The following is a 24,486-nucleotide window of genomic DNA, read 5'->3' on the forward strand; positions in this document are numbered from 1 at the left end:
GCGAGGCGGATTACGTCGCCGCCAGCGCTGTGGTCGGCGTGAGGCGTGCCGCTCGGATGGCGGGGAACAGGCCGGCGAGAACGCCGATGAGCACCGCCGCGCCCGCACCGCCCACGGCGGCGAGCGGCGGTATGGTGGCCGGCCAGCCGCGAGTGGCCGCGTAGCTCGCGGCGCCGAGGACGCCGATCGTCACCCCGGCCAACCCGCCGAAGAGGCACAGCACGACGGATTCGGTGAGGAACTGCGTGCGGATCTGTCCTCGCGTGGCACCCAGGGCACGGCGGAGCCCGATCTCCCGTTTGCGCTCCAGCACCGAGATCACCATGGTGTTGGCCACGCCGATCGCCCCGACCAGCAGTGCCACCCCGGCGAGGCCGAGGAAGAGCCCGGAGAACGTGGTTTCCGCGATCCTCTTGGCGGCCAGTGCGTCCGACGGGCGGCTGACCTCGATGCGTGCCGGGTTCTCCGGGAACACGGTCGCGGCCAGGACGGACCGCACGGCTTCCAGTTGCGACTCCCGTGCCCGGACGTACACCACGGTCGGGTGCCCGTCGAAGTCGAGCCATTGTCGGGCCGCGGGCCAGCCGACGAGCACGGAGCGTTCGACGTCGGGCGCCAGGGGGATCGGGGCGAGCACGCCGATCACCGTGAACCACCGGTTGCCCAGCCACACGGTCGGCGCGGCGGACCCGGGCGGCAGGTCGGTGATGCCGAGCCGGGTCGCCGCCTTGTCGCCCAGTACGACCACGGGCAGGGCGGACGTGCCGTCGGTGAGGTAGTGGCCGGAGGCGACCCGGGCGCCGATGGCGGTCAGCAGGTCGCTGCGCGCGGCGAGCACCGTCAACCCCGAGGAGTGCTCCGGCGGGATGCGGTCGGAGCGACGTACTTGCGCGTGCGTGTTGGCGACCGCGCTCGTGTGCTCCACCGGCCCGATCCGTGCGGCCATCGCGGCCGCGTCCTCCGATACCGGTGGGAGTTCCTGGGTCAGCTGGTCGAAGGTGGCCTGTGCGCGCAGGAGGTTGGTGCCGAGCGCGGCGAGTTGCCGGTCGAGGGCCCGTTGGCCGGAGGCCGGGATCCCGGTCACGATCACCATCGTCGCGATGCCGATCGCGATGCCCAGCGCGGCGAGCAGGGCGCGCAGCGGACGGGTCCTCGGGCCGACCAGGCCGAGCCCGAACAGGTCGACCGGGCTGAGCCTGACCGGCGCGGCCGGTTCCCGCTTCACTCGATGGCTCCTTTCCCGAGCCGGATGTCGGACTGGACGCGGCCGTCGCGCAGCGTGATCCGGCGCGGGAGCGAGGCGGCGATGTCGCGGTCGTGGGTGACGACGGCGATGGTCGTGCCGTCCTGGTTCAGCCGGGTGAGCAAGGCCAGCACGTGCCGGCCGGTCGCGGTGTCGAGGGCGCCGGTCGGCTCGTCGGCGAGCACGATCGCCGGCTCGTTGACCAGTGCGCGCGCGATGGCGACGCGTTGGCGTTCTCCGCCGGACAGCTGGTGCGGGCGGTGACCGGTCCGTGCCGCGAGCCCGACCCGTTCCAGGGCGGCGACCGCGAGCCGGCGGCGCAGGCGCCGGGGCACGCCCGCGTAGAGCAGCCCGGTCGCCACGTTCTCGGCCGCGGTGAGCCCGTCGCTGAGGTGGAACTGCTGGAACACCAGGCCGATCCGGCGGGCCCGCAGTGCGGACACCCCGCGATCGGACAGCTCCGCCACGTCCTGCCCGCCCACCTCGACGGTCCCGCTGCTCGGGCGGTCCAGGGTGCTCATCAGGTGCAGCAGCGTCGACTTGCCGGACCCGGACGGGCCGACGATCGACAGCAGCTCACCCTGTTCGACGGTCAGCGAGACGTCGTCGAGCGCCCGTACGCCGCCGGGGTGGACCTTGGTCACGTGCCGGACGGCCAACACCACCGTCATGACGCCCGGACCACGCGCACGCCCTCGCCGAGCCCTTCGCCGGTGACCTCGACCAGGCCGCTCGCGAACATGCCGGTTCGCACGCCGACCAGCCGGGTATCGCCCTCCGCGGACACGACCTGCAGCGCGTACCCGCCCTCGCCGAGGGCCAGCAGCGCGGTCACGGGGACGGCGAGCACGTTCGCGCGGGTCGCGGTCACGACCGTGACCTGGACCGAACCGGAGTCGACCCCGGCGACCGCGTTGTGGTCGTCGATCGTGACGGTCGCGACCTGCTGTGCTTGCTCGCCCTGGCCGGAGGTGCCCTCACCGGAGTCCGCGGCGGTCGTGACCGCGCTGACGGTGCCGGTGGTGTCGGTTCCGCCGGGCAGACCCAGTGTGACCTTGTCGCCCGGACGGACGGCGGCGACGTCGACCTGTCGCGGGTCCAGGCCGGCGGACACCACTTTCTCGACGCGCGTGTAGGTCAACACGTCGTCCGCCGCCGGGGCGCCGGGCTGGGCCACGATCGAGGCGACCCTGAGCTTGCCCGGCAGCATCACGACGTCACCGACGGCGAGGGAGCCGGTCTCGGGCAACCCGTTGTTCTTCTGCCAGCGCTTGACCGCGTTCCGCGTGTCCTCGGTGAACACGTCGCCTTCGCCGGGGTCGCGGTAGCCCAGTGCGCGGAGGTTGTCGACCAGTTGCGCCACGTCCGGCCCGGGAGTCACACCGCGTTCGATCGTGCGGTACAGCGGGGTGTCGCCGAACAGCAGCGGCACCGGCTGGGCGTTCACCTCGTACAGCTTCTCGCCCCGGTCGACCACCGTGCCGATCGGGGGCAGTCAGGTCAGCCCGGGCGCCGACGTCGGCGCGGGCCGCGCGGTCGCCGGACCGCATCCGCCGGGTCGCCGAGGTCAGCACCCGCAGCGAGCGCAGTACGGGCCTGGCGAGCAGCATGCTGACCCCGACGGTCAGGACCAGCACGACCGCGGCGGCCAGGACGATCCGGGTCGTGCCCGCCGCGGGCAGCCCCACCACGGCGGGCCCGCTGACGAACAGCAGCGCGGCGGGCGTGACGTAGGGGGTCAGCAGCAGGTGCCTGCCCCAGCTCAGGCACTCGAAGAAGAGCTGCTGGTCGGTGCCCTCGTCGGCACGCACGAAGCCGCCGGACCCGGTGAGCAGGGCGGGGGAGCCGCGTGCGGCGCGGTCGGTGAAGCAGGTGTCCAGGTAGCTGTTGAGCATGAGCAGTGCCTGTGCTTCGGTGGCCTGCGGCTTCCGCACCGGCGAGTCCTCCGCGACACCGGTGCGGTCGCAGTCACCGAGCCCGCCGGGTGCGCGCACGAAGGACCGCCCGCTCGCCGACTCGACCACCGTGGCGGACCCGCCGTCGGCTCGCACGCACCGTGCCGCGGCCTCGGCCTCCGCCTTGACCTGCGCCCGTTCGGTCGGCAGCAGCCGGAACGGCCCGACCGCGCGCGGGTCGATCCGGTCGTCGGCGGCCCGCGGGGCCAGGGTGATGTCGACCGCCAGCGGATCGGCCACCGCGGCCGGTGTCGATGGCAGCGGTGGGTCGTCCGGCCCGAACGCGCCCGCGATGGGCACCCGGTTGCCGGTGGTGAGCCCGATCCGCTGGCCCGTCTCCCGGCTCAGGTCCGCGAGCACCGGCGCGATGCCGTCCCAGCCGGGATGGGTCGCCGCGTAGGACAGCACACGGTCGTAGATCCGTGCGACGGTCGCCTGGTTCTGGCCCTGTTCGGCTTGGATCATCCCGGTCGTGCTCTGCACCGAGAGCCACGCCGTCGCCGCGATCGAGCACATCGCCACCAGCACCGTCCCGGCGACCAGCCGTGCCCGCAGCCCGTACCGCCGCCGGGTGTCAGCCGCCGAGCCGACGACCATCGGTGATCTTGTAGCCGATGCCGTACACCGTGCGCAGGTACTCCGGTTCCCGCGGGTCGGCCTCGATCTTCTTGCGCAGGTTGCGGACGTGGACGTCGATCGTCCGCTCGGTGATGTGACCGTCCAACCCGAACGCCTGCTCCACCAGCTGCCCCCGGCTGAACACCTGGTCCGGTGCCGCGACCAGGGTCGCGAGGAGCCGGAACTCGGCGGGCGTGCACAAGACCCGGCGTTCACCGACACGAACCTCGTGCCGGATCGGGTCCAGGACGAGGTCGCCGATCCGGGGCGCGGTCGGGCGTTGTGCGCGTCGCAGCAACGACCGCACCCGGGCCATCAGTTCGCGTGGGTCGTAGGGCTTGGTCAGGTAGTCGTCCGCGCCGAGGTCGAACCCGAGCAGCTTGTCGTCGGCACCGACCCTCGCGGTCACCATCAGCACCGGCAGGTCGTACTCACGGCGCAACACCCGGCACACGTCCATGCCGTCGACCTTCGGCATCATCACGTCCAGGACGAGGAGATCGGGTCGGGTCCGTCGCACTTCGTCGATCGCCGCCCGTCCGTCGGCCACGACCAGCACGGAGTGCTCCTCGCGGACGAGGTACCGGCGCACGAGCTCGGCTTGCTTGGGATCGTCCTCGGCCACGAGCACGTAGGCGCACATCGCGTGCCTCCCTTCGGAACCCGTGCCATGATCGCCCCCGTGGTCCGGACGTCCGCCGCCGGGGTCGGGTTCGCCGGAACCCCCGGGTCCGGCGAACCCTGCCGTCACGCCGCCGCGTCCAGTCGCCGGCGCTGCTCATCGGTGAGTTCCAGCACCGCCCCGGCGAGTGCGTCGTCCAGTTGCTCGACCGTGCTGACGCCGACGATCGGGGTGGCGGCCGGGTTGCCGCCGGTCAGCCACGCCAGCACCACCTGGTTGCGGTTGGTGCCGGTTTCGCCGGCGACCTCGTCCAGGACCTTGAGCCGGTTGGTGGTGCCGGAGTGGTCGTATTCGGTGGGCAGTGGCTTGTCGGCGCGGGTGTAGCGGCCGCTGAGCAGCGGGGTGTAGGCCCACAGCGCCATGTCCGGGTGGTGTTCGAGGTAGTGGATCACCTCGTCGCTGACCTCCCCGAACCGGTGCACCACCATGGGCTGCGTGCCGGGGCGCGGTCGCAGGTAGGTGTGGTGCTGCTGCACGGCCGTGAAGCCGACGCCGCCGCGGTCCCGGGCGATCTGCCGGGCCCGTTCGACCTGCCAGACGGGGTAGTTGGAGCCGCCGAGGCGGCCGACCAGGCCCGCGGACACCAGCTCGTCGAACGCGGCGACCGTCTCCTCCAGCGGCGTCACCGGATCGGGCTTGTGCGCCCAGTACAGCTCGACGTGGTCCGTGCCGAGCCGCCGGAGGCTGCCCTCGATCCCGTTCTTGATCACACCGGCCGACAGGCCCTCGGCGGTCTCCGGGAACCGCCCCGCCTCGGTCGGCTCGCACCCCACCTTGGTGCTGATCCGGACGCGGTCGCGGACGCCGGGCCGGCTGGCCAACCAGCGTCCCAGCAACACCTCGCTCTGCCCGCCGAAGCCGCTCGCGTCCTCCCAGAACGAGTAGCAGTTCGCGGTGTCGATCCACACACCGCCCGCGTCCACGAAGCGGTCCAGGATCTCGAACGACCGGCGTTCGTCGGTCACCGTGCCGAACAACATCGCACCCAGGGCGAGCTTCTCAACCATGTCCACCACGCTAGGGCGATTCGGCCCGGCACTACGCTCCAATCCCGTGGCTGTTTCCCAGACCAATTTCGCGTGGGCGACGCTGGTGGACGTCGGCGGGCCGGGCCGGCTGCACGACCGGGTGGCGCGCGGGTTGCGCACCGCGATCCGGGACGGTCGGCTGGCGGAGGGTGACGCCGTGCCGCCGAGCCGGGCGCTGGCCGAGGAGCTGGGCTGCTCGCGCTGGGTCGTGACGGAGGCCTACGGGCAGCTCGTCGCGGAGGGCTACCTCGCCGCGCGGGTGGGTTCGGCGACGCGCGTATCGTGGTCGCCCCGGACGGCGGCGAAACCCCGCGCGCGGCGCACCCCGGCCGGGCCCGCCGTCCGCTACGACCTCGCGCCCGGCCTGCCCGACCTGCGCGCGTTCCCCCGGCGGCGGTGGGCGGACGCCGTGCGGTCGGTCATCGGCTCGGCCGGCCACTACGACCTCGACCTGCCGGACCCGGCCGGGCACGCCGTGCTGCGCGCCACCCTCGCGCAGTACCTGCGGCGTTCCCGTGGTGCGGACGCCGAGGCCGCGTCGGTGTCGGTGTGCGCCGGTGTCACCGACGGTCTGGCCCGCACGTGCCGCGCGCTGCGCGCCGAGGGGATCACGGACCTGGCCGTGGAAGACCCGGGCTGGCCTCGCCTGCGTGCCGCCGCGTCCAGCGCCGGTCTGCGCGTGCACCCCGTGCCGGTGGACGACGACGGCCTCCGCGTGGACGACCTGGCGCCCACCCCGGCCCGAGCGGTCGTGGTGGGCGCGGCGCACCAGTTCCCGACCGGCACGGTGCTGTCACCGGCGCGTCGGGCGGGCCTGATCCGCTGGGCACGCGAGGTGGACGGGTTCGTCATCGAGGACGACTACGACGCCGAGTTCCGCTACGACCACCACCCGGTCGCCGTGATGCAGGGCCTGGACCCCGGTCGGGTCTTCCTGCTGGGCACGGTCAGCAAGACCCTGTCGCCGGCGCTGGGCCTGGGCTGGCTGGTCGCGCCCGCCCCGGTGGTCCCGGCGCTGCGGGCGGCGAACCCGGTGGCCGCCGCCCCACCGGTGCTGGACCAGCTGGCGCTGGCCACGTTCATCGACCGCGGCTGGTACGACGCCCACCTGCGTGCGTCCCGACGTCGTTTCCGCACCCGCCGCGACCTGCTGCTCACCACCCTGGCGACCAGGCTGCCGCAGGCCCGCGCCTCGGGCACGGCCGCGGGCCTGCACGTCCTGCTGCACCTGCCGGACGGCACCGACACCCGCCGCACGGTCCGCGCCGCGGCCGCCGCGGGACTGCGGTTGGCCGACCTCGACGACTACCGCGTGACGCCATCGCCAGGCCGCGCCCTCGTCCTCGGGTACGGCAACATCGGCGACACCGAGATCCCCGCGGCCGTGGCGCTCCTGGGTGAGGTCCTGACCCGCTGATCATCACCGTGCGTACCCGATAGCCGCGAAATCGTGACGTTACGCTGACCCCGGGAGGTGGTGCGGGGTGCGGATGCCGTTTCGCGTGCACGCGTCGGTGCGGCCGGAGTTCGAGCGGCGGTGGGCGCGGGTGCGGGCGTTGATCCTGTTCGGGTTCCTCGCCCCACCCGCGGTGAGCCTGGCCGTCGCACTGGTCGCGCCCTGGTCCGGTGTGGTCGTGGTGGGGTGGTTCCTGCTGGTGATCGGCGGCGTGGTGTCGGTGTGGTTCCTGGTCGGGCGCGGCTACGTGCACCGGCCCGGGTGGTGGGCGGGGCTGGTCGCGTACACCGGCGCGGCGCAGGCGCTCGGCGTCGGCCTGCTCACCCGGCACGTCCTGCTCGCCGTGCCCACCGTCATCGCCACCGCGGTCGCCGGTGTGCTGGTGACGAAGGCGAAGGCGGTGCTGCTGGACGAGGTCGGCGGCGCGATCGCCGGAACCACGCTCGGCGTGCGCAGCGGATCGCAGCAGGTGCGCAACGTCACCGGGCACCCCGTGCTCGCGCACGCCGACTTCGACGGCGAACTGCTGCGCTGGCACGTGGTCACCGGACCGTCCACCCCGGACGTCTCCGGCGGCGAGCTGCCGTTGGCCGGGATCACCGACGTGTGGGTGGCCGAGACACCCGCCGCGCCCGGTGGCGAGGTGGTCGTGATCCGCACCGCCGCCGGGCACGACCTCGAACTGGTCGTCGGGCACCCGCACGACTTCGCCACCCTCCTCGACCGCCGGCTGCGGCTGCTCCGGGAGGACGACTGGTCTTGAGGCTGCCGGTTGCGGCATCGGCGTGACGTCGGCCGTTGTTACTCGTTGGTCAAGTAGACGTCCGACGACGGAAGGGGCAGCGGCCATGGCGACCGAACGGTTGCGGCTGGAGGACGGCACGGAGCTGAACGTGGCACGCAGCGGCCCGCCCGACGCCGAGTTGACCGTGGTGCTCGCCCACGGCTACGCGCTCGACCACCGCAGCTGGCACCGGGTCGTGGCGGCGTTGCCGGCATCCGTGCAGGTGATCGCCTACGACCACCGCGGCCACGGCACGTCCTCGCCTGCCGACAAGGACTCCGCGACGATCGAGCGGTTGGGCGACGACCTCGGCGAGCTGGTCGAACGACTGGTGCCCGAGGGCCGGGTCGTCCTCGCCGGTCACTCGATGGGCGGCATGGCCGCGATGGCGATGGCCGAACGCCGTCCCCGCCTGTACCGGCAGCGGGTGGCGGGCGTGGTGTTCGTCTCGACCGCGGCGACGGACCTGGCCGAGACGTCGCTGGCGTGGCCCAAGGCGCTGGGGAAGCTGGTCCGCGAGCTGGAACGCGCGTTCGGGCCGCTGGTGCGCGCGGTGCGGGAGAAGATCGAGCCCGCGAAGACGGCCGGGTTGCGCTGGTGGCTGTTCGGCGACGAGCCGCGCCAGGAGGACGTGGACCTCACCGCGGACATGGTGTGGTCGCACTGGCCGGAGACCATCGCGCTGTTCCGGCCCGCGGTCGACCGGTACGACCGGGAGGCGGCGCTGACCGTCGCCGGTGAACGCCCGGTGATCGCGATCGTCGGCGACGAGGACCGGCTGGTGCCCGAGTCCAACGCCAAGGCGCTGGCCGCGGCGGTCGGCGGCGAGTCGGTCGTGGTGGAGGACGCGGGCCACATGCTGCCGCTGGAAGCGCCCGCCGAGGTGGCGGCCCGGATCATGGAACTGGGCGCCTGACCTCGCGCGTGCCCGGCGACCGCGCTCGGCCGCCGGGCATGCGGTCCACTGTGGATCCCCGTTCCCGGTCGGGTCACCGTGATCAGGACGGCGGCGCGGCCCGGTAGCTCTCGGTGTAGTAGTCGCCGAGGCGTTGCCGGTAGTCGTCGGCGTCGAACGTGTCCGGGTCGTACTCCGGCGCCTGCCGCACCTGCTCCTTGGTGCGGTCGACGTGGACCTTCTTCGCGTCGTGGTCGACCTCGGCGACGGCGCCCACCGGCAGCACGACCTTCCGGTGGGACAGCCACGTGCCGGCGTCGACCAGCAGGCAGTCGGCGGGCACCCGGGCGTTGGACCGGTCGACCTCGCCGATCGAGCCGTCCAGCGCCTCGACCTCGTACCCGAGCAGGCCGATGTCCGGGCGGTCGTGGCGATCCGCGGACCGGGTAGCCTCGTCGGCTTCGGGGGAGTCGGTGTCGCGCCGGTCGAGCAGTTCCGCGACGTTGCGCCAGACCCACGGGGCGAAGGGGATGGGGAGCGGCTGCATCTCGGCCTCCTTGGTCGGATGGACAACCGGGGAGTACCCGTTCGAGTGACTGTCGAGTCTCGTCGCTACTTTGTGCTCACGATAACTTCAGTGTTGACCGAAATTGGTCCACCGGTCGGGGTGCGGCACTGGATCGGCATCGACCACGGCTGTTAGGTTTGATCACTGACGGTGATGAGGTGCCGTGGGGTGAGGTGGCCGATGGTGGCTGAGCCGCGACCCGAGCCGCGGGTCGTCCGCGTCGAAGGCGGCACCGGGGTGCAGATCGGCTCCGGCAACCAGCAGACCAACCACTACTACGCGGCCACCGGCGTGCGATGGCCCGTGCGGGTGGGCACGGTGCCGATGGTGGCCGACTGCTACCAGGAGCGTGCCGTCGGGGAAGGCCTCGCCGACACGGCCACGACCGTGATCACGGGGATGGGCGGCGTGGGCAAGACCCAGGTCGCCGCCCGGCACGTCCGCGCGTCGTGGACCGATCCGGCCGTCGACCTGGCGGTGTGGATCACGGCCGTGGACCGGGACGCGATCGTCGCCGGTTACGCGCAGGCCGCTCGGGCGATCGGACGGGCCGCGCGCGACGACGACCCCGCGGCGGCGGCCCCGGCGTTGGTGAACTGGCTGGCCACCACCGACCGCCGCTGGGTCGTGGTGCTCGACGACGTCCAGGACCCCGGGCACGTGCACGGCCTCTGGCCACCGGGTGGAGGCCGCACGATCGTGACGACCCGACGCCGGGACGCCGCGTTGCGCCGCACCGACCGGCGGATCGTGGAAGTCGACCCGTACACGACGGCCGAGTCGATGGCCTACCTGCGGTCGAAGGTGGCTCGGCCGGACCTGCTCGACGGCGCCGCGGACCTCGTCGCCGAGATGGGCGGGCTGCCGCTGGCCCTGGCACAGGCGGCGGCTTTCGTGCAGGACGTGGAGATCACCTGCGCGGAGTACGTGCGGCAGTTCCGCGCGGGCCGTGACGTCGCGCCGGACGCGTTGCCGGACGAGCACCGGCACACGGTCGACCGGACGTGGGCGCTGTCGGTCGAACGGGCCGACGAGCTGGCGCCGGTGGGCGTGGCGCGGCCGTTGCTGGAGTTGCTGTCGTTCCTCGATCCCAACGGGATCCCCATGGCGGTGGTGACCACTCCGGTGACCCTGGCCTACCTCGGGGTGCGCGCCGACCGGCAGGTTTCCGCGGAGGATGCCCTGCGCGCCGTGCAGGTGCTGCGTCGGCTGAGCCTCGCCGACACCGACCAGGCACAACCCCAACTCGGCCTCCGCGTCCACGCGCTCGTGCAGCGCGCGACCCGTGCGGCGATCGAGAGAGGACCCCTGATCGCCGGCTTCTCGGCCCAGGCGCTGCTCGACAGCTGGCCGGAGATCGAACGCGACCACCTCCTGGGGCAAGCGCTCCGGGCGAACGCCGCCGAGCTGATGCGGCACGCGCAGCCCGCTCTCTGGAGCGGAGGCGGGCACGCCGTGCTGCACCGGTACGGCCGGAGCCTGGGCGAGGCCGGTCTGGCCGGTTCCGCGCGGGACTACTTCGAGCACACGTCCGCGGTGTCCGCCCGGGTGCTCGGCGCGGATCACCCGACGACGCTCACCCTGCGCGGCGAGCTGGGCACCTGGCGGGGTTACTCGGGTGACGTCGCGGGCGCGGTCGCCGAGCTGGAACGACTGCTCGCCGACCGCGTGCGATTAGCGGGACCCGAGGACGAGACGACGTTGACCACGCGGCACAACTTGGCGTACTGGCGGGGTGAGTCCGGTGACCTGGCCGGTGCGGTGGCCGAGCTGGACCGGCAGTGGGAGGTCGAGCGCCGGGTGCTGGGGGAGGACGATCCGCAGACGTTGACGACCCGGTACACGCGTGCGCTGTGGCGGGGCCATGCGGAAGGGGAGGCGAGCGTGGTCGCCGAGTTCGAACGCCTCCTCGCCGACTGGGAGCGGGTGCGCGGTGCGGACGATCCCGGCACGCTGACCGTTCGGCACGAGCTGGCGCGCTGCCGGGGGAAGGCCGGTGATCCGGCGGGTGCGGTGGTCGAGTTCCGGCGCTTGGTCGCGGACCAGGAGCGGGTGCACGGCAGCTCGCACCCCCACACCCTGACCGGCCGGCACGAGCTGGCGAAGTGGCGGGGTGCGGCCGGGGACGTGGTCGGTGCCGTGGCCGAGTTCGAACTGTTGCTCGCGGACAACATCCGGCTACGAGGGCCGGATCACCCCGACACGCTGAGCACCCGGAGCGCCCTGTTGCGGCATCGCACCAGGCTCGGCGACCTGCCGGCGGTGGCACGGGGACTGGAGCAGCTCGTCGCGGACAGGACGCGGGTGCTGGGCCCCGACCACCCCCGAACGCTGACGACCCGCGGGAACCTGGCGACCGTGCGGGGTGGTTGCGGCGACGTGGCACGTGCCGTGGCCGAGACCGAACAACTCCTGCACGACCAGATCCGCGTCCTCGGCCCCGACCACCCCGACACCCGTGCCACCCGGGAGCACCTGGCTTTCTGGCGTGCGCGTGCGTGACGCGCGTCCAGTCCAGCCTCCCCACCCACACCCCCTTCTTCCCCTGATGTTTTCCGACCACCCGATGGGGTGTTCGTGACGTTCGCGGGACGGCTTGTCCTCAAGCTGGCGTGCCTCTTTACCGACCTGGTACGGGACTGCGTGGTGTGCGGGCGTCCCCGGGTGGAGGCTTGTGTGGTACGTCGGCAGTTGGTGGTTGGCGAGTTGCACGACGGGTCGGGCACCCAGCGCACTTGTGCGTACTGCTTGGTCGACCAGGCTTCGCTCGCACCGCCGAGCAGGGCATGGCCGGCGCAGGTCGGATCCCGCGCCGGCGTCGGGTCAGCAGGGGACTCCGAGGGTCTTGCCCAGGTCGGTCCACTCGTGGGTTCCGGCGCCGTTGACGACCACGAGCCGGTCCACGAGGTTGGTCCTGTCGGAGCCACAGAGGTTCTGGCGGGCTTGCTGGTTCTTGTCGGCTTTGAGGAATGCCTCCACGACGGGACGGATGCCCCCGTACTCCATTCCCGGCCCGACGTTGTGCTCCAGTTCGATCACCAGGACGCGCTCGAAACCCGGCGGGCAGTTCTCGTCGGAGCCGTCCTTCAGGCCGTTGAGCTGCCGGGCGCCATCGCGCATGTGTGTGCCCAGGCTGCCCAAGCTCGTCAGGGACTTGATCTGGACACAGCGCTTGACCGTCTTGCCGTCTTTGGTGCTGGTGTAGATCTCGTCGGCGTGGTACTGGTTACCGTCGTCGGCGGTGTAGTTCCCGTCGTACCAGACCCGTGCGGTCGGATCGGTTCGGAGCAGATGCACGACGTGCTCCAACTGGCGGCGTTTGTTTTTCATGTTGTCTTTGCCGAGTTCTTCGCCTCCGGCCTCGTTGATCCTCCTGCGCAGGTCGCCGGGGTTCTGCAGTCTGCCGGAGTCGACGACCTTCGCCCACAGCGGCAGTTGCCCGCTCCGGTTCGCGCGGTCGAGGGCCTTCAACGCGGACGCGTTGACCTTCACGGCGTCCGTGCCCGACGCCGGCGTGTCCTTGGTCATCGCATCCAACAGGCGAGTGGCCTCGGGCCGCTGCGGCACGTCGATACTGCTCAGCTCGGACTGCTTGTCGGGCTGCAGGCCCCGGGCCCGCAGCCGCTCGGTGACATCGGGGTCGGGGCCATACAGTGCCGAGGAGTACACCCACGCGTTCACCGTGTAGCGGACCGTCCCGCCCGTCCCCCGCGCCAGGTTGGTGTGGGTGAAGGTCACCTGCTTGGACCCGCCCGGCGCGAGGACGCCTAGCGGGGACGGCGCACCAGGGTCACCGGGGTCGTTGGTGTAGAGGGTCGCGTCGGCCGCCTGCCCGCCGGAGTTGGTGACCTCGACGGTGTGCGTGCAGGTCGGCGTGGTGCACAACGACGGGTTCAGACTGTTGATCTCGAACTCCGGCCCGCTTGGTGCCGGCCGGCCCCCTGGTCGGTTGGCTTCGTCGTCGGTCACGGCTTCGGCGGCGGCGGAGGCGACCGCAGAACGCGTGGCGTCGGCCTTGTCTTGCGTGGCCTGCCGAGGCGCCATCGACACGTAGGGCCGGGTGTCGTCAGTGTCCGGAGTATCAGCCTGCTGCGGCCGGTAGACCGCCGCGCCAGCCACCATCGGCCCGGCTGGACGCCACGCGGCGGGGTGGATCGGGCTGCCGCCCGCGTGCGGGTCCCCACCCAAGGCCAGCACTGCGTGCGGTGCCTCGTCGCCGATCAACACTGTCCACCCTCGTGCCGTGTATGCCGTGGCCGCGTGGCCGTCCGGGGTCTGCCAAGGCCCGTCCCGCTGCACGTCCGGGTCGGAGGTGACCTGTCGCACCAACTCGGCCAGCGCCTTGGGCGTGATCGTGCCCGCGTCCACCCCGAAGTTGTCCAACATGTAGTAGCCCGAGCGTTTCTCCGGCTTCACCCACCGGCCGGCGGAGGACAGAACGTTGGCGTACTGCGGACCCTGCTGCGCCCAAAACTCGGGATCGCCCCGCAGGTACAACTGCCCCTCGGACCATGCGGCGTCCGCCGACCCGACCTCCGGCTCCCGCAGCGTCCCCGCGGCCTGTCCGTCTGCGGTGACCGTCAGGTCGGCCTCGGTCACCGGCGGGTCCTGCTCGCCGAAAATGCCAGGCCGGTAGGTCACCGTCAGCTGGACCGCCGACCACGCCTGTAGTGCGTCCGCCGCTGCCGCCCCGACCTCGGCCGGCGGCGCAGCTGACGCGGACGCCGCAGCACCGCCGGGGTCCGCCGAGCCAGTCGGCCACGACAGCCAGACGACCAGCCCGGCCACCAGCGCCACTACCAGCCCGGCACCGCCCAACACCATCCTCTGACGCCGCCACGCTGGTCGCGTGCCCACCCCTTCATCGGGCGGAGCTTGCGCGAACGGCTGCTGCTGTGGCCACTCCGGTCCTGTCATAGCCGCCCCAATCCCCCTGGCGTCACGTCAACGACCCACGTGTGTACGCACAGTAACAGTCAGTGATGCAGCCGCCGTCACAACCTCGACGGCCAAGTACATCCAGGGCCGGAGCACGCGCCGGACCCGAGATGGCAATCGCCGCAGGCGGGGCCTGCGGTGCCCGGGACCGTGGACGAACTAGTCGAACTCCTGGCAGCCTCGGCGTCCTCGTACACGACACCACGCCTGACGGCGAACAGCAGTGGCGCACCCGCACGTCGGTGCCACACCCGTGCGACGTGCTGCCGGTACCGGAGGAATGGACCCGCAGGCCAGCCGAACTCCGACTCCACAGGGCGGCCGGCGCCGCGGACCGGACCTGCGGCCCGCGCAGACCAACCTCGCCACTGTGACATCGCACGCGCGCATCCCCGTCATCGTCGACTGGACGACGTCGACCGGACTGGCGTGCTTCTCCAGCCCACCCTTCCCTACCGACACCCTGCTGCCACGCGGCCTGCGGTACCGTGGGTCCTGAGTCCCGAGGGCGCCGGATGTCCTGAGGGCGCTGGATTCACCCGGTCCAGCGATCAGGTCCGGCAACTTTTCCGCCGACGATTTCGTTGCCGGGAAAGAAGGAGGCGGCGGCGCGGCACCCGAGCTGTCGGCTTTGGACGGCTTTGGGGCATCGCGACCAGGGCGTGGTCGATCTCGTCCTCGGGCCGCCGGTTCCGGTGGCCAGCAAGGGGTACGGACCCTCGCACGCCAGTGCGACACCCGCCCGATCGCGCTCTGCCGCACGCGCCCGATCGCGCTCTGCCGCGCGATCGCCCTGCGTCGCCGTCCGGAGCGAGTGACCTGGTCCGGAGCGGCCGACCTGTCACTGGCCGGTGGCGCTGTCACTGGCCGGTGGCGCTGTCACTGGCCGGTGGCGCGGCGCAGAAGTCCGTCGGCGACGAGTGCCACCAGCCTGTCGGCGCGTCGTGCCGGGTCCGGGAGGGATTCGGTGGCCAGGGAGATGCCGTTGGCGAGGTGCAGGACTTCGTCGACGGTGACGCCCGGATCGACCGAGCCCTCCTGGTGGGCGCGGGCGAGGAGTAGGCGCGCGGCTTCCCGGATCAAGGTGTGCGGCGAGAATCCCGGATCGGCGTCGTAGCCCGTCAGCGCCGGCCCGAGCCCTCGTGCGGTGGCGGCGTGCGCCACGACCGCACGCAGCCAGGTCACCAGAGCCGTGCCCGCGTTCGGTGCTGTCAGCAGGTCGTCTGCGCGAGCGCACAACGCCTGCACGCGGTCGCGGAGGACGGCTTCCAGCAGGTCGGCGCGGCGGGGGAAGTGGCGGTGCAGGGTGGCGGAGCCGACGCCGGCGCGGCGGGCGATTTCCTCCAGGGATCCGGCGGGTCCGGTTTCGGCGATCACGTCACTCGCGGCGGCGATCAGTTTGTCGCGGTTGCGGCGTGCGTCGGCCCGCCGTCGAGCCGGTGAGCCGGGGTTCTCTGCCATCGGTGGGACAACCTCCTGGCTAAGTGGGGTGGTGCCCCCGTATCGTAGTGCCGCGTAAGTGGGGTGGGTGCCCCATTTAGGGTGGTGCGGAGGGGGCGAAGGATGCGGATTGGTCTGGCGGTCGGTGACGTGCGCGGTCCTGCGACGTTGGACGCGGTGGTCGAGCAGGTGCGGGTGGCGGCTGACGGCGGCTTCGTCACGGCGTGGTCCAGTCAGGCGCTGGGCTGGGACGCGTTGACCACCATCGCGGTGGCCGGAGCGGCCGTCGCCGACGTCGCCTTGGGCACAGCCGTGGTCCCCGTTCCGCAGCGCCACCCGTTGGTGCTCGCCGGGCAGGCGTTGACCGTGCAGGCGGCGGTGGCGGGACGGCTGACCCTGGGCGTGGGCGCGGGTATCGGCGCGATGGTGTCGGGAACGTTCGGCCTGCCCACCGACCGGCCCGTGCAGCGGATGCGCGAGTACCTGACGGTGCTCGGCCCGCTGCTGCGCGGGGACAGCGTCGACTACCGCGGCGAGACGCTCACGGCGCTCGGGGCGGTGACCGTCCCCTCCGGGGTGCCGGCGCCGCCGGTGCTGGTCGCGGCGATGGGGCCGCGCATGGTGCGCCTGGCGGGCGAACTCGCCGACGGCGCCGTGACGTGGATGACGGGACCGAAAGCCCTCGGTGAGCACGTCGTTCCCCTGATCACCAAGGCGGCGGCCGACGCCGGACGACCGGCCCCGCGGGTCGTCGCCGGCCTGCCCGTGTGCGTCACCGACGCGGCCGACGACGTCCGGACCCGCATCGCCGAGCAGTTCGCGCTCGCCGCCCAAGTGCCCGAGTACCGCGCGACCCTCGACCGGGAAGGGGCGACCGGACCACAGGACGTCGCCGTCGTCGGCACCGAAACCGAAGTGGCACGGGCACTTGCCCGGTTCCGCGACGCCGGCGTCACCGAATTCCTCGCCGCACCCTACGGAACCGCCGACGAACAAGACCGCACCGTCGACCTGCTCGTCGGACTGGCGGACTCCGTGTCGCACGCCTGAGCGGTCCGGTGGAACGTTCGCGAGCCACTACCGGGGAGTCTTCTCACTGAACGTGATGGTTGCCGACCTCGAATTGATGACGCTCACTCCCTGATCGGGGTGGGGTGCGGTTTCACCCGGCCCTCGGCATATCGGCGGTGTAGAAGGGATTGGGTCGGTTCCGTTCGGGGCCGGGTGGCGCTCCACTGGGGAAGGTGGTCGCGAAGATGGGTGGCAAGCAGGATGGACCCGGCGGCAACGGCCGTGACGGGATGTCGGCGGACCAGGCGGCGCTGTTCCTGACCGGTGGACCGGCGGGGCGGGAACTGCGGGAGAGCAGCCACGAGGCAGGTGGGCCGCGGGACGGCCTGACCACGGCCGAGACCGCGCCGGTGCTCGAGTTGCACGTGTGCATGGGGCTCAACGCCTGCAAGGGCCACGACGAGTCCGGCAACGCGAAGCTGCCCGGCGAGGGCACCTGTGCCACGGCGCTGCACGTCTGCCACGGCGACAACCAGTGCCGGGGCCAGGGCGGCTGTGGTTACGCGGGCAGCGAGTTGGAGCAGACCAAGCCGGGCGAGCAGTCGTGCGCCGCCAACGGCAGTTGCGCCAGCCCGATCAACGAGTGCCGGGTGGCGTCGGCGGGTCCGTTCAAGGGCACCAGCGTGTGGAAGCTGGCCCGCAGCCGGTTCGAGACGCGGATGTGGTCGGCCGGCCTCGCGTTCAACCCGGCGCCCGGCATCGGCTACTCGAACGACAAGGTGCCGCCGTACGAAACGGATCGGGCGCAGCTCTTCGCCACGCTGAACGCGAGGCCCATCGTGACCCCGAGGACCGAGAAGCCGGGGAAGGCCAAGAAGGGTCGGAAGGGGCAGCAGGCCGAGGAGTCCGGGAAGGCCGGCATGCTGCCGCGCTACGTGGGCCGCCTCTGATGCCGGCACCCGACCGGCTCGGCCTGCCGGAGCTGGGTTTCGGCGTCGGGCTGCGCTCGCGCCACGCCGACCAGGTGCTCCGGGGACCGTCCGGGGTGGACTGGTTCGAGGTCATCACGGAGAACGTCCTGGACAACGGTGGTTACGCCCGGTACCTGCTCGACCAGGTCGCCGAGCGGTTCCCCGTGGTGCTGCACGGTGTGTCGCTGTCGATCGGGAGCACCGACCCGCTCGACCTGGACTACCTGCGCCGGGTGGGACGTTTGGCCACCGGGGTGGGCGCCGCGTGGGTGTCGGACCACCTGTGCTGGACCGGGGTCCTCGGGCTGAACACGCACGACCTGCTGCCGCTGCCGCTGACCGAGGAGTCGTTGCGCCACGTGGTGCGCCGCGTCCGGGTCGCGCAGGACGTGCTGGAACGTCCGCTGGTCCTGGAGAACCCGAGCACCTACCTGGGCTTCACCGAGTCGACCGTGCCGGAGAGCGAGTTCCTGGCCCGGTTGGCGGAGGAGTCCGGGTGCGGGTTGCTGCTGGACGTGAACAACGTCTACGTGTCGGCCGTCAACCACGAGTTCGACCCGTACGACTACATCCGCGCGCTGCCGGCCGACCGGATCGTGTACGTGCACCTCGCGGGCCACACGGACCGCGGCACGCACCTCATCGACACGCACGACCAGCCGGTGGCCGACCCGGTGTGGGACCTGTACGAGTTCACCACCGGCCTGCTGCCGCCGGTGTCGGTGCTGCTGGAGTGGGACGACCGGATCCCGCCGTTCAGGGTCCTGACCGCCGAGTTGGACAAGGCCCGGGAGCGGACGGCCCGTGTCGGCTGAGCGGTTGCGGCTGCTCCAGACCTGGTTGCAGGGCGCGATCCTGGACCCGGCGGGCGCCGGTGACGTGGCGGACGTGGTGGTGACGACGTCACGGCTGCCCGCGGCGCGGCGGCTGGCGATCTACCAGCACGGCTACCGCTCCCGGTTGGTCGACTGCCTGAGCGCGCACTACCCGGTCGCCCGGCACCTGCTCGGCGCGGAGCTGTTCGAGGAGTTCGCCCGGGAGTACCTGGCGGCCCGCCCGTCGCGCAGCTACACGTTGGAGGCGCTCGGCGCGGGGTTCGCGGACCACCTGGCCGCCGGTCGTCCGGACCTGGCCGCCGGAGAGCGGGAGCCGTGGATCGATCTGCTCTACGACGTCGTCCGCTTCGAGCGCGCCTTCACCGAGGCGCACGCCGCGGCCGGTGCGGAGTTCCGCGAACCACCACCGCCCGCGCCGGCGCTCGGCGACCCGGGCTGGGCCGACACCCTCGTGTCCACTGTGGAATGCCTGCGGTTGGTGCGGGCGAGTTTCCCGGTGCACACCTTCGCCGTCGCGGTGCGCGCCGGGCAGGACCCGCCGCTGCCGCAGGCGGGTGAGGTCCGGATGGTATTGGGGCGCACCGACTTCGTGGTGACCGTGGCCGAACTGGACGAACCGCGCTACCGGCTGCTGGCGGCGCTGCGAGCCGGAACGCCGCTGGGCCGGGCCGGTGACGACGCCGGCTTGACCCCCGGGCAGACCGACGCGTGCCTGCGCGCCTGGACGGCCGATCGACTGATCGTCGGAATCAACGGAAGGACGTCGCACCGATGACCACCACCCACACCGCTGTGCCCGGAGGGTACCGGGTTCCCAAGGCCGACCAACCGATCGACTCCGTCGATTCGCTGTTCTCGCACCTCTACGACGCGGCCCGGCTGGAGTTGTCGACCATCCCCCTGTACCTGTACGCGGCGTACTCGATCAAGACCGACAACGTGTCGCAGTGGTCGGCGGGGCCGGGCGCGTTCCGGCTGATCAAGAGCGTCGTGGTCGAGGAGATGCTGCACCTGTCCCTGGTGCGCAACCTGATCGTGGCCATCGGTCGCGGCGACCACATCAAGTTCCAGGACCCGGCGTTCATCCCGGCGTATCCCTCGGACATGTTGCACCGGGTGCCGCGGCTCGAGCTGAAGCTGGCCCCGTTGACCACGGACCTGGTGCGGGACGTCTTCATGCCGCTGGAACTCCCGGCGAAGGTGGGCGCGCCGGAGCAGTCGGGGGAGTACCAGACGATCGGGCAGTTCTACAAGGCGATCTTCGACGGTTTCGAGCGGCTGTGCGGTATCGATCCCACCGTGCCCACCCGACTCGGCCCGCCCAACGAGCAGGAGCTGGAGCTGGTCAAGCACAACCGGCTGGACCTGCAGTACACCAACACCTACTGGAACGAGGGCGGCGGTGGCGCGCCGATCATCGTGAACGACCTGCACGCGGCGCTCACCGCGATCAACGTGATCGTGGAGCAGGGCGAGGGCATGGACCCGGACCAGCAGGTGGTGCCGCTCGACCCGGCGGACCCGAAGACGGACCTGGCGACGGGCCTGTTCGAGGCGCCGCACTACGTGAAGTTCAAGCGCATCGCCGACGGCTGGGAGCTGATCGGCGACGTCCACCCGGTGCCGGAGAACCCGAGGGTGGCCGACTACCCGGAGACGGGCCACGTCCGCGACCTGGGCGTGTTGGCGTCGGCCGCCTACACCTACGTGCTCGCCATGCTCGACGAGATGTACCGCACCTCGGGGAAGGACGTGAAGCCCGGTGCGACGAGCCGGCGGTACGGGTTGGAGCGGCAGTTCGTCGCGGCGATGCAGGGCGTGCTGTTCGGGGTGATCAAGGAGCTGGTCCGCACGCCGATCAAGGAGGGCCCGCACAAGGGCAAGCAGGCCGCGCCGACGTTCGAGTTCTACGAGTTCCCGGACGACGTGCCGATGACCCGGCACCTGCAGGAACTGTGCGAGCGCGTGCTGCCGTCCTACCCGGCGCTCGGCGGGGACAACAGCGTGCACTGGCTGATCAAGGACCAGATGCCGAGGGACTTGGGCGCCGGCCGTTAGCTCGCGTGGCCGCGGCGGGAAGTGCCCGCCGCGGCCTGGGTGGCGTCACATCGCCTTCAGCCTGGTGAGGACGTTGGAGGTCGGGTGCGGGAAGGTGTAGTGCTGCTCGCCGATCAGGATGTCGAGGATGATCCGCTGCGTGTAGGCGAGGATGTCGTAGTTGTTCCCGCCGTCGAGTGACATGAGCCAGTAGTCTGCGGCGTAGCCGGAGATCGCGGCCCGCCGCTGTTCGAACGGGATGTTCATCACCGCGCCACCGTTGCCGGTGTCGACCTGGCAGTGGATGTAGTCGGTGATGGGGTGACCCGCCGCGACCAGGTCCACGATCGCGGCCTGGAGCGGCAGGTTGATCTGACCGGTCAGCTCGGGTTGCGGGTTCTGGTAGTTGTCCGGAGCGGTGAGGGTCGCCTGGTACGGCGAGGTGTCCAGTCCACCGGGGGTTGGCAGGGGCGGTTCCGCGTCGGGGATCAGCGGTGCGAAGAAGCCGTCCGTGCAGCTGCCCAGGGCGAGGACCGAGACACCGTGCGGCACCGAGATCTGCTTGCAGATCGTCTGGGTCGGGGGTTGCGGCTCGGGGTCGCCCGGTTCCAGGGCAGGGTTGTCCGTCGGGTACGGGTAGGGGCCGATCTGCTGCTTCTCCGTCACCAGGTGGAGCCACGCCCCGTTCTCCTCGTGGACGATGGTGTCGATGCCGGGGCCTTCGGCGAAGCGGATCTGCTGGTCGTAGAACAGCACGTACGGCGACTGCTGGTAGGTGCCGCCCCGGTTCGGCGCCTCCACCGGACTGGCGACGTCCTCCATGCCCTTGAACACGATCGTCTCGTAGTAGGTGAAGTTCTTGAGGATGTACCCGTAGTTCGCCCCGTTCTGGGCAGACTGCTGCGGCAGGGGCATGACGTTGTAGGAGTACGGGTTGGTCTGGTCGCCCTTGGTGGTGCCGGGCAGGTTCTGATTCGTCCACGTGCCGATCAGCAGCTGCTGGAAGCGTGACAGGTCCGCGATTTGTGCCTTCAGTGGCATCAGGCGCTCCAGGTGTTCTCGGCCCCCTGAGGCATGGTCGGCCGTCGCCGTCACGCGGATCAAGGGAACCCCGGAGGCGTCACCCGTCGTCGCATTTCACGTCACACGATCGGAGACGAGGTCCAGCGCCAGACCGACGGCGGCCGGCCTCCCTTGGGCAGGGCGGCGGCGTGCTGCGTGGTGCGTTCCAGGCCGGGGACGCGTTCCATGGTGCGGCCGAGGTTGGCGGGGTAGGGGCGGTCGCCGGTGAGGGATTCGGTGACGTCCAGGGCGTGCGCGGTGGTGAACTCGCGGCCCAGCAGACCGGCGGTGAACGCGGTGTCGCGCCACAGGTGGCCGGCCAGGATCGGGCGGCAGTCACCGACGATGCGGTCGTGGTCGAACGCCAGCGGCGGCACGTCGGCCAGCGGTGTCCACGTCGGGCCGTCGCCGGTCAGCTTCGCCGGGTCGACGGTGGCCCAGAGGGCGATCGACAACGTCGGGCCGCGCGGGTCGCGGGACGGTTCGTCGAACGTGGTCAGCTGGCCGGAGGCGGAGATCGCGTCCTCGGGCACGCCGAGCTTGCCGGTCACCGCGCGCCGTGCCGCGTCACGCAGCCGCTCGCCCTTGCCCAGCAGCACACCGGGCAGGGCGAGCTCACCGGCGAACGGTTCGAGCGCGCGCGGCGCGATGCCGAGCAGCACGGCGCGCGCCTGCGGGTCGAAGCGCAGCGCCAGCACGTCCACCGACACCAGGGTCGACTCGATCATGGCGCGATTGTCCCGCATTCAGCGAAGCGCCGGCGCGCGCACGGTGTAGTCGGCCCGGTCGGGTCCGGCGCCGGTGACCAGGACCGGCACTGCCAGGTCGTGTTCCAGCCACGTCACCGGGTCCGGCAGGTCGGTCAACGTCGGCGTGCGGTGGGCGAGGAACGCGGTGAGGTCCGCGGCCGGCAGGGGAGCGTCGTAGGCGGTGGCCACCTTGAGGTCGGCCGCGTCCAGGTGCGTGACGGCCAACCCGTCCACCCCGCCGCACGCGTCCACCGCGTACCGCAGCAGCACGGCGTCGAGGTGCCCGGCGCGCCACGCACCCTGGTACTCACCGGTGCCGTTGTGCCGTTCGGGGAACCGGGCGAGCACCTCGCCGTCCTCGGTCGGGAACGGTCCCGCGCCGTGGCGGGTGTGGTAGGTCCTGGTCACGCCGATCACCGTGGCGCGGCGGTGCCCGAGCAGGTCGCGGGCGTTGTCGGGAGTGACGGTGGACCAGGTGGTGTGCGGGTGGAACCCGCGCCACTGGTCCAGCAGCACGCCCTGGGCGCCTTCGAACACCAGTCGGCCGCGGTCGGCCAGGCGACCGACCTCGTCGCCGGTCGTGACGCGGACCGCGCCCGCGAAGTCCCGGTACAGCGACACGAGGTCGTCCACCGACGGCCCGGCGCCGATCAGCGGTTCGTAGAAGCGGGCCAGGGCGTCGAGCTTGGCCCGCAGCACGGCCGGGTCGGCGCAGTCGCCGACCGTCGGCGGTAGGCCCGGTACGCCGATGACCTGCTGGTGCTCCACCACGTCACCGGGCGCCGCGCCGCGGGCGGCGAGCAGCCCGTACCAGGTGGTCTCGCCGATGCCCTTGCCGCACGACCCGTGCCGGGCGTGCCCGCGAGCGTCCTCGCGGGCACGGTTGGCGGCGACGTGGATCGGAGTGGTGAGCAGCGCGTCGGCGTCGACCGACAGCAGCCGCAACGGGTCGGCGACGCCCAGTTCCGCCAGCTCGCGCGACTCGGTGGCCAGGGCGATCGGTTCGACCAGGACGTGCCGGGAGAGGTGGGTCGGCACGCCCGCGAGCGTGCCGGACCCGAACTGGCTGAACGTGTGGTTCCGGTCTCCGACGACGACGTTGTGCGCGGCCTGCGCGCCGCCGTTGAACCGGACCACCGACGTCACCGGCCCGTCGTGGCACAGCGCGTCGACCACCGCTCCCTTGCCCTCGTCGCCGAACCCGAGGCCGACGACGATGATGTGGCCGTCCATCACGTCAGCGTGACGTCGTCGGGGCCGTCGAGGGCCGGGGGAGCGGCCGTGGTGGCGACGGCCTTGCCGCCGACGTGGACCAGCGCCTTGCCCACGGCCTCGCTCTCCGCGATCGAGCCGACCTCGGCCAGGTCCACCATCGCCTGGTCCAGGTCGACGACCCGTTCCTCCATGCCGATCGTGGCGGCGATCAGCTCGCACACCGCGCCGGGGTCGTCCAGCTTGAGGAACCGCTGGCCGAGCAGGTCGCGCCAGTGGTCGGCGATCTGCTCGTCGTGGTAGTACGACGACTGGTTGGGCAGCACGAAGTACACGTGCCACTTGCGGCTCAGCTCCCGGTACACCGAGGCCGGGTCGATGTCCTGCTTGACGTCGTCACCGATGATCCGGCGGATGTGCCTGGCCTCCAGCCGCGGCTTGTTCAGCTCGTCGCCGATGAGGAACAGGTAGCCCTTGCGGCCCCGCTTCTGCCACGCGTCGGTGACCACGTGCCGGGCCACGAAGTAGGCGGCGAGCTCGTAGGACTCGCTCTTCTGCCCGCCGCCGTTGCCCTCCAGGAAGATGGTGCGCAGCTGCTCGTCCATCCGGTTGTCCGACTCGAACTGGCCGACCTGCAGCGGCACCCGGTCGCTGTCGGCGTCACCGATGCCGCCGAACATCAGCTGCGGGTCGGTGAGGTAGCCCTTGCGCTGCAGCAGGCCGTGCAGCTTGCCGAGCTTGCGCTGCATGATCTGCGGCACGCGGCCCATCGAGCCGGTGACGTCGAACAGCACCGCGATCGGCGTCGAGTCGGCGTGGTCGGCCGAGTCGCGGCACTCGCGGGCCACCACGCCCTTCGGGTCGAGCGACGGGTCGGCCGTCCACTCCTTCGACGGGCGCGAGCGCATCTTGGCGGTGTAGCCGAAGTCGTCGATGCCCTTGGCCGCGCGGAAGGTCCTGGCCGCCGCGTAGGCGTTGTCGTCCCACTTGCCGTGTCCCAT

Annotated in this window: 22 protein-coding genes; 9 read left to right on the forward strand and 13 right to left on the reverse strand. The window is 71.8% G+C overall.

The window, feature by feature from the left end; genetic code table 11:
• Positions 1–10: 10 nt before the first annotated feature.
• The 6 genes from A6A25_RS22010 to A6A25_RS22035 form a co-directional block, all read right to left on the reverse strand.
• Positions 11–1,225 (reverse strand): ABC transporter permease, encoded by a 1,215-nt coding sequence (locus A6A25_RS22010; protein WP_073892844.1) that lies wholly within the window; start codon positions 1,223–1,225, stop codon positions 11–13.
• Entirely contained in the window at positions 1,222–1,914 is a 693-nt protein-coding gene (locus tag A6A25_RS22015) for an ABC transporter ATP-binding protein (protein WP_073892845.1), read from the reverse strand. The genes A6A25_RS22010 and A6A25_RS22015 overlap by 4 nt, the downstream gene beginning before the upstream one ends.
• Positions 1,911–2,576, reverse strand: coding sequence for a peptidoglycan-binding protein (locus tag A6A25_RS22020; RefSeq protein ID WP_241828869.1), 666 nt, complete (start codon positions 2,574–2,576; stop codon positions 1,911–1,913). Before A6A25_RS22020 ends, A6A25_RS22015 begins: the two co-directional genes overlap by 4 nt.
• Entirely contained in the window at positions 2,461–3,795 is a 1,335-nt protein-coding gene (locus A6A25_RS45655; RefSeq protein ID WP_073892848.1) for a HAMP domain-containing protein, read from the reverse strand. The genes A6A25_RS22020 and A6A25_RS45655 overlap by 116 nt, the downstream gene beginning before the upstream one ends.
• Positions 3,773–4,459, reverse strand: a complete 687-nt coding sequence (locus tag A6A25_RS22030; protein WP_073892850.1) for a response regulator transcription factor — start codon at positions 4,457–4,459, stop codon at positions 3,773–3,775. Before A6A25_RS22030 ends, A6A25_RS45655 begins: the two co-directional genes overlap by 23 nt.
• A 104-nt stretch (positions 4,460–4,563) precedes the next feature.
• The gene (locus A6A25_RS22035; protein ID WP_073893241.1) at positions 4,564–5,505 is read right to left on the reverse strand and encodes an aldo/keto reductase; all 942 of its coding nucleotides are present in this window, start codon (positions 5,503–5,505) and stop codon (positions 4,564–4,566) included.
• Positions 5,506–5,551: 46 nt separating this feature from the next.
• Here A6A25_RS22035 and pdxR point away from each other — a divergent pair, with 46 nt between their 5' ends.
• The 3 genes from pdxR to A6A25_RS22050 all read left to right on the forward strand — a co-directional run bounded on the left by pdxR (position 5,552) and on the right by A6A25_RS22050 (position 8,682).
• The gene (gene pdxR / locus A6A25_RS22040) at positions 5,552–6,943 is read left to right on the forward strand and encodes a MocR-like pyridoxine biosynthesis transcription factor PdxR (RefSeq protein WP_241828843.1); all 1,392 of its coding nucleotides are present in this window, start codon (positions 5,552–5,554) and stop codon (positions 6,941–6,943) included.
• Between the two features lie 67 nt (positions 6,944–7,010).
• Complete coding sequence (locus A6A25_RS22045; RefSeq protein WP_073892851.1) at positions 7,011–7,745, forward strand: hypothetical protein; 735 nt, start codon at positions 7,011–7,013, stop codon at positions 7,743–7,745.
• Positions 7,746–7,830: 85 nt separating this feature from the next.
• Positions 7,831–8,682: an alpha/beta fold hydrolase gene (locus A6A25_RS22050; RefSeq protein WP_073892853.1), complete on the forward strand. Its 852-nt coding sequence runs from the start codon at positions 7,831–7,833 to the stop codon at positions 8,680–8,682.
• 82 nt (positions 8,683–8,764) lie between these two features.
• Here the strand turns inward: A6A25_RS22050 and A6A25_RS22055 are convergent, their stop codons facing one another.
• The gene (locus tag A6A25_RS22055) at positions 8,765–9,208 is read right to left on the reverse strand and encodes a hypothetical protein (protein WP_073892854.1); all 444 of its coding nucleotides are present in this window, start codon (positions 9,206–9,208) and stop codon (positions 8,765–8,767) included.
• Positions 9,209–9,412: 204 nt separating this feature from the next.
• Here A6A25_RS22055 and A6A25_RS22060 point away from each other — a divergent pair, with 204 nt between their 5' ends.
• Complete coding sequence (locus A6A25_RS22060; protein WP_158073788.1) at positions 9,413–11,731, forward strand: tetratricopeptide repeat protein; 2,319 nt, start codon at positions 9,413–9,415, stop codon at positions 11,729–11,731.
• Positions 11,732–12,052: 321 nt separating this feature from the next.
• On the opposite strand, the gene A6A25_RS22065 is transcribed toward A6A25_RS22060, so the two are convergent.
• Positions 12,053–14,026 carry a hypothetical protein gene (locus A6A25_RS22065; RefSeq protein WP_073892857.1) on the reverse strand — a complete coding sequence of 658 codons (1,974 nt, stop codon included), beginning with the start codon at positions 14,024–14,026 and terminating at the stop codon, positions 12,053–12,055.
• A 1,020-nt stretch (positions 14,027–15,046) separates the two neighbouring features.
• Entirely contained in the window at positions 15,047–15,628 is a 582-nt protein-coding gene (locus A6A25_RS22070; protein WP_073892859.1) for a TetR/AcrR family transcriptional regulator, read from the reverse strand.
• A 102-nt stretch (positions 15,629–15,730) separates the two neighbouring features.
• Here A6A25_RS22070 and A6A25_RS22075 point away from each other — a divergent pair, with 102 nt between their 5' ends.
• The 5 genes from A6A25_RS22075 (at position 15,731) to A6A25_RS22095 (ending at position 20,483) form a co-directional block, all read left to right on the forward strand.
• Positions 15,731–16,657: a TIGR03564 family F420-dependent LLM class oxidoreductase gene (locus A6A25_RS22075; protein WP_073892860.1), complete on the forward strand. Its 927-nt coding sequence runs from the start codon at positions 15,731–15,733 to the stop codon at positions 16,655–16,657.
• A 206-nt stretch (positions 16,658–16,863) separates the two neighbouring features.
• Positions 16,864–17,568 carry a hypothetical protein gene (locus tag A6A25_RS22080; RefSeq protein WP_073892862.1) on the forward strand — a complete coding sequence of 235 codons (705 nt, stop codon included), beginning with the start codon at positions 16,864–16,866 and terminating at the stop codon, positions 17,566–17,568.
• Positions 17,568–18,404 (forward strand): MNIO family bufferin maturase, encoded by an 837-nt coding sequence (gene bufB, locus A6A25_RS22085; protein ID WP_073892864.1) that lies wholly within the window; start codon positions 17,568–17,570, stop codon positions 18,402–18,404. The genes A6A25_RS22080 and bufB overlap by 1 nt, the downstream gene beginning before the upstream one ends.
• A complete protein-coding gene (locus tag A6A25_RS22090) occupies positions 18,394–19,200 on the forward strand; it encodes an HvfC/BufC N-terminal domain-containing protein (RefSeq protein WP_073892866.1) in 807 nt (268 codons plus the stop codon). Before bufB ends, A6A25_RS22090 begins: the two co-directional genes overlap by 11 nt.
• Positions 19,197–20,483, forward strand: a complete 1,287-nt coding sequence (locus tag A6A25_RS22095; protein ID WP_073892868.1) for a ferritin-like domain-containing protein — start codon at positions 19,197–19,199, stop codon at positions 20,481–20,483. The genes A6A25_RS22090 and A6A25_RS22095 overlap by 4 nt, the downstream gene beginning before the upstream one ends.
• Positions 20,484–20,528: 45 nt before the next feature.
• On the opposite strand, the gene A6A25_RS22100 is transcribed toward A6A25_RS22095, so the two are convergent.
• The 4 genes from A6A25_RS22100 to A6A25_RS22115 all read right to left on the reverse strand — a co-directional run bounded on the left by A6A25_RS22100 (position 20,529) and on the right by A6A25_RS22115 (position 24,486).
• On the reverse strand, positions 20,529–21,503 hold the full coding sequence (locus tag A6A25_RS22100) for a heme-binding protein (RefSeq protein WP_083668550.1): 975 nt from the start codon (positions 21,501–21,503) through the stop codon (positions 20,529–20,531).
• Positions 21,504–21,604: 101 nt separating this feature from the next.
• Positions 21,605–22,252, reverse strand: a complete 648-nt coding sequence (locus A6A25_RS22105) for an NUDIX domain-containing protein (protein WP_073893244.1) — start codon at positions 22,250–22,252, stop codon at positions 21,605–21,607.
• 18 nt (positions 22,253–22,270) lie between these two features.
• Positions 22,271–23,506, reverse strand: coding sequence for an adenylosuccinate synthetase (locus tag A6A25_RS22110; RefSeq protein WP_073892870.1), 1,236 nt, complete (start codon positions 23,504–23,506; stop codon positions 22,271–22,273).
• Positions 23,506–24,486, reverse strand: coding sequence for a hypothetical protein (locus A6A25_RS22115; RefSeq protein ID WP_073892872.1), 981 nt, complete (start codon positions 24,484–24,486; stop codon positions 23,506–23,508). The genes A6A25_RS22110 and A6A25_RS22115 overlap by 1 nt, the downstream gene beginning before the upstream one ends.

The organism is Saccharothrix sp. CB00851, assembly GCF_001905065.1.
Lineage (GTDB): Bacteria > Actinomycetota > Actinomycetes > Mycobacteriales > Pseudonocardiaceae > Actinosynnema.

Excerpts from the sequence above, each read along its gene's own strand:
- A6A25_RS22015 (WP_073892845.1), bottom strand. The coding sequence starts at position 1,914 with ATGACGGTGGTGTTGGCCGTCCGGCACGTGACCAAGGTCCACCCCGGC.
- A6A25_RS45655 (WP_073892848.1), bottom strand. The coding sequence starts at position 3,795 with ATGGTCGTCGGCTCGGCGGCTGACACCCGGCGGCGGTACGGGCTGCGG.
- A6A25_RS22030 (WP_073892850.1), bottom strand. The coding sequence starts at position 4,459 with ATGTGCGCCTACGTGCTCGTGGCCGAGGACGATCCCAAGCAAGCCGAG.
- A6A25_RS22035 (WP_073893241.1), bottom strand. The coding sequence starts at position 5,505 with ATGGTTGAGAAGCTCGCCCTGGGTGCGATGTTGTTCGGCACGGTGACC.
- A6A25_RS22050 (WP_073892853.1), top strand. The coding sequence starts at position 7,831 with ATGGCGACCGAACGGTTGCGGCTGGAGGACGGCACGGAGCTGAACGTG.
- A6A25_RS22055 (WP_073892854.1), bottom strand. The coding sequence starts at position 9,208 with ATGCAGCCGCTCCCCATCCCCTTCGCCCCGTGGGTCTGGCGCAACGTC.
- A6A25_RS22070 (WP_073892859.1), bottom strand. The coding sequence starts at position 15,628 with ATGGCAGAGAACCCCGGCTCACCGGCTCGACGGCGGGCCGACGCACGC.
- A6A25_RS22075 (WP_073892860.1), top strand. The coding sequence starts at position 15,731 with ATGCGGATTGGTCTGGCGGTCGGTGACGTGCGCGGTCCTGCGACGTTG.
- A6A25_RS22080 (WP_073892862.1), top strand. The coding sequence starts at position 16,864 with ATGGGTGGCAAGCAGGATGGACCCGGCGGCAACGGCCGTGACGGGATG.
- bufB (WP_073892864.1), top strand. The coding sequence starts at position 17,568 with ATGCCGGCACCCGACCGGCTCGGCCTGCCGGAGCTGGGTTTCGGCGTC.
- A6A25_RS22095 (WP_073892868.1), top strand. The coding sequence starts at position 19,197 with ATGACCACCACCCACACCGCTGTGCCCGGAGGGTACCGGGTTCCCAAG.
- A6A25_RS22100 (WP_083668550.1), bottom strand. The coding sequence starts at position 21,503 with ATGCCACTGAAGGCACAAATCGCGGACCTGTCACGCTTCCAGCAGCTG.
- A6A25_RS22105 (WP_073893244.1), bottom strand. The coding sequence starts at position 22,252 with ATGATCGAGTCGACCCTGGTGTCGGTGGACGTGCTGGCGCTGCGCTTC.
- A6A25_RS22110 (WP_073892870.1), bottom strand. The coding sequence starts at position 23,506 with ATGGACGGCCACATCATCGTCGTCGGCCTCGGGTTCGGCGACGAGGGC.
- A6A25_RS22115 (WP_073892872.1), bottom strand. The coding sequence starts at position 24,486 with ATGGGACACGGCAAGTGGGACGACAACGCCTACGCGGCGGCCAGGACC.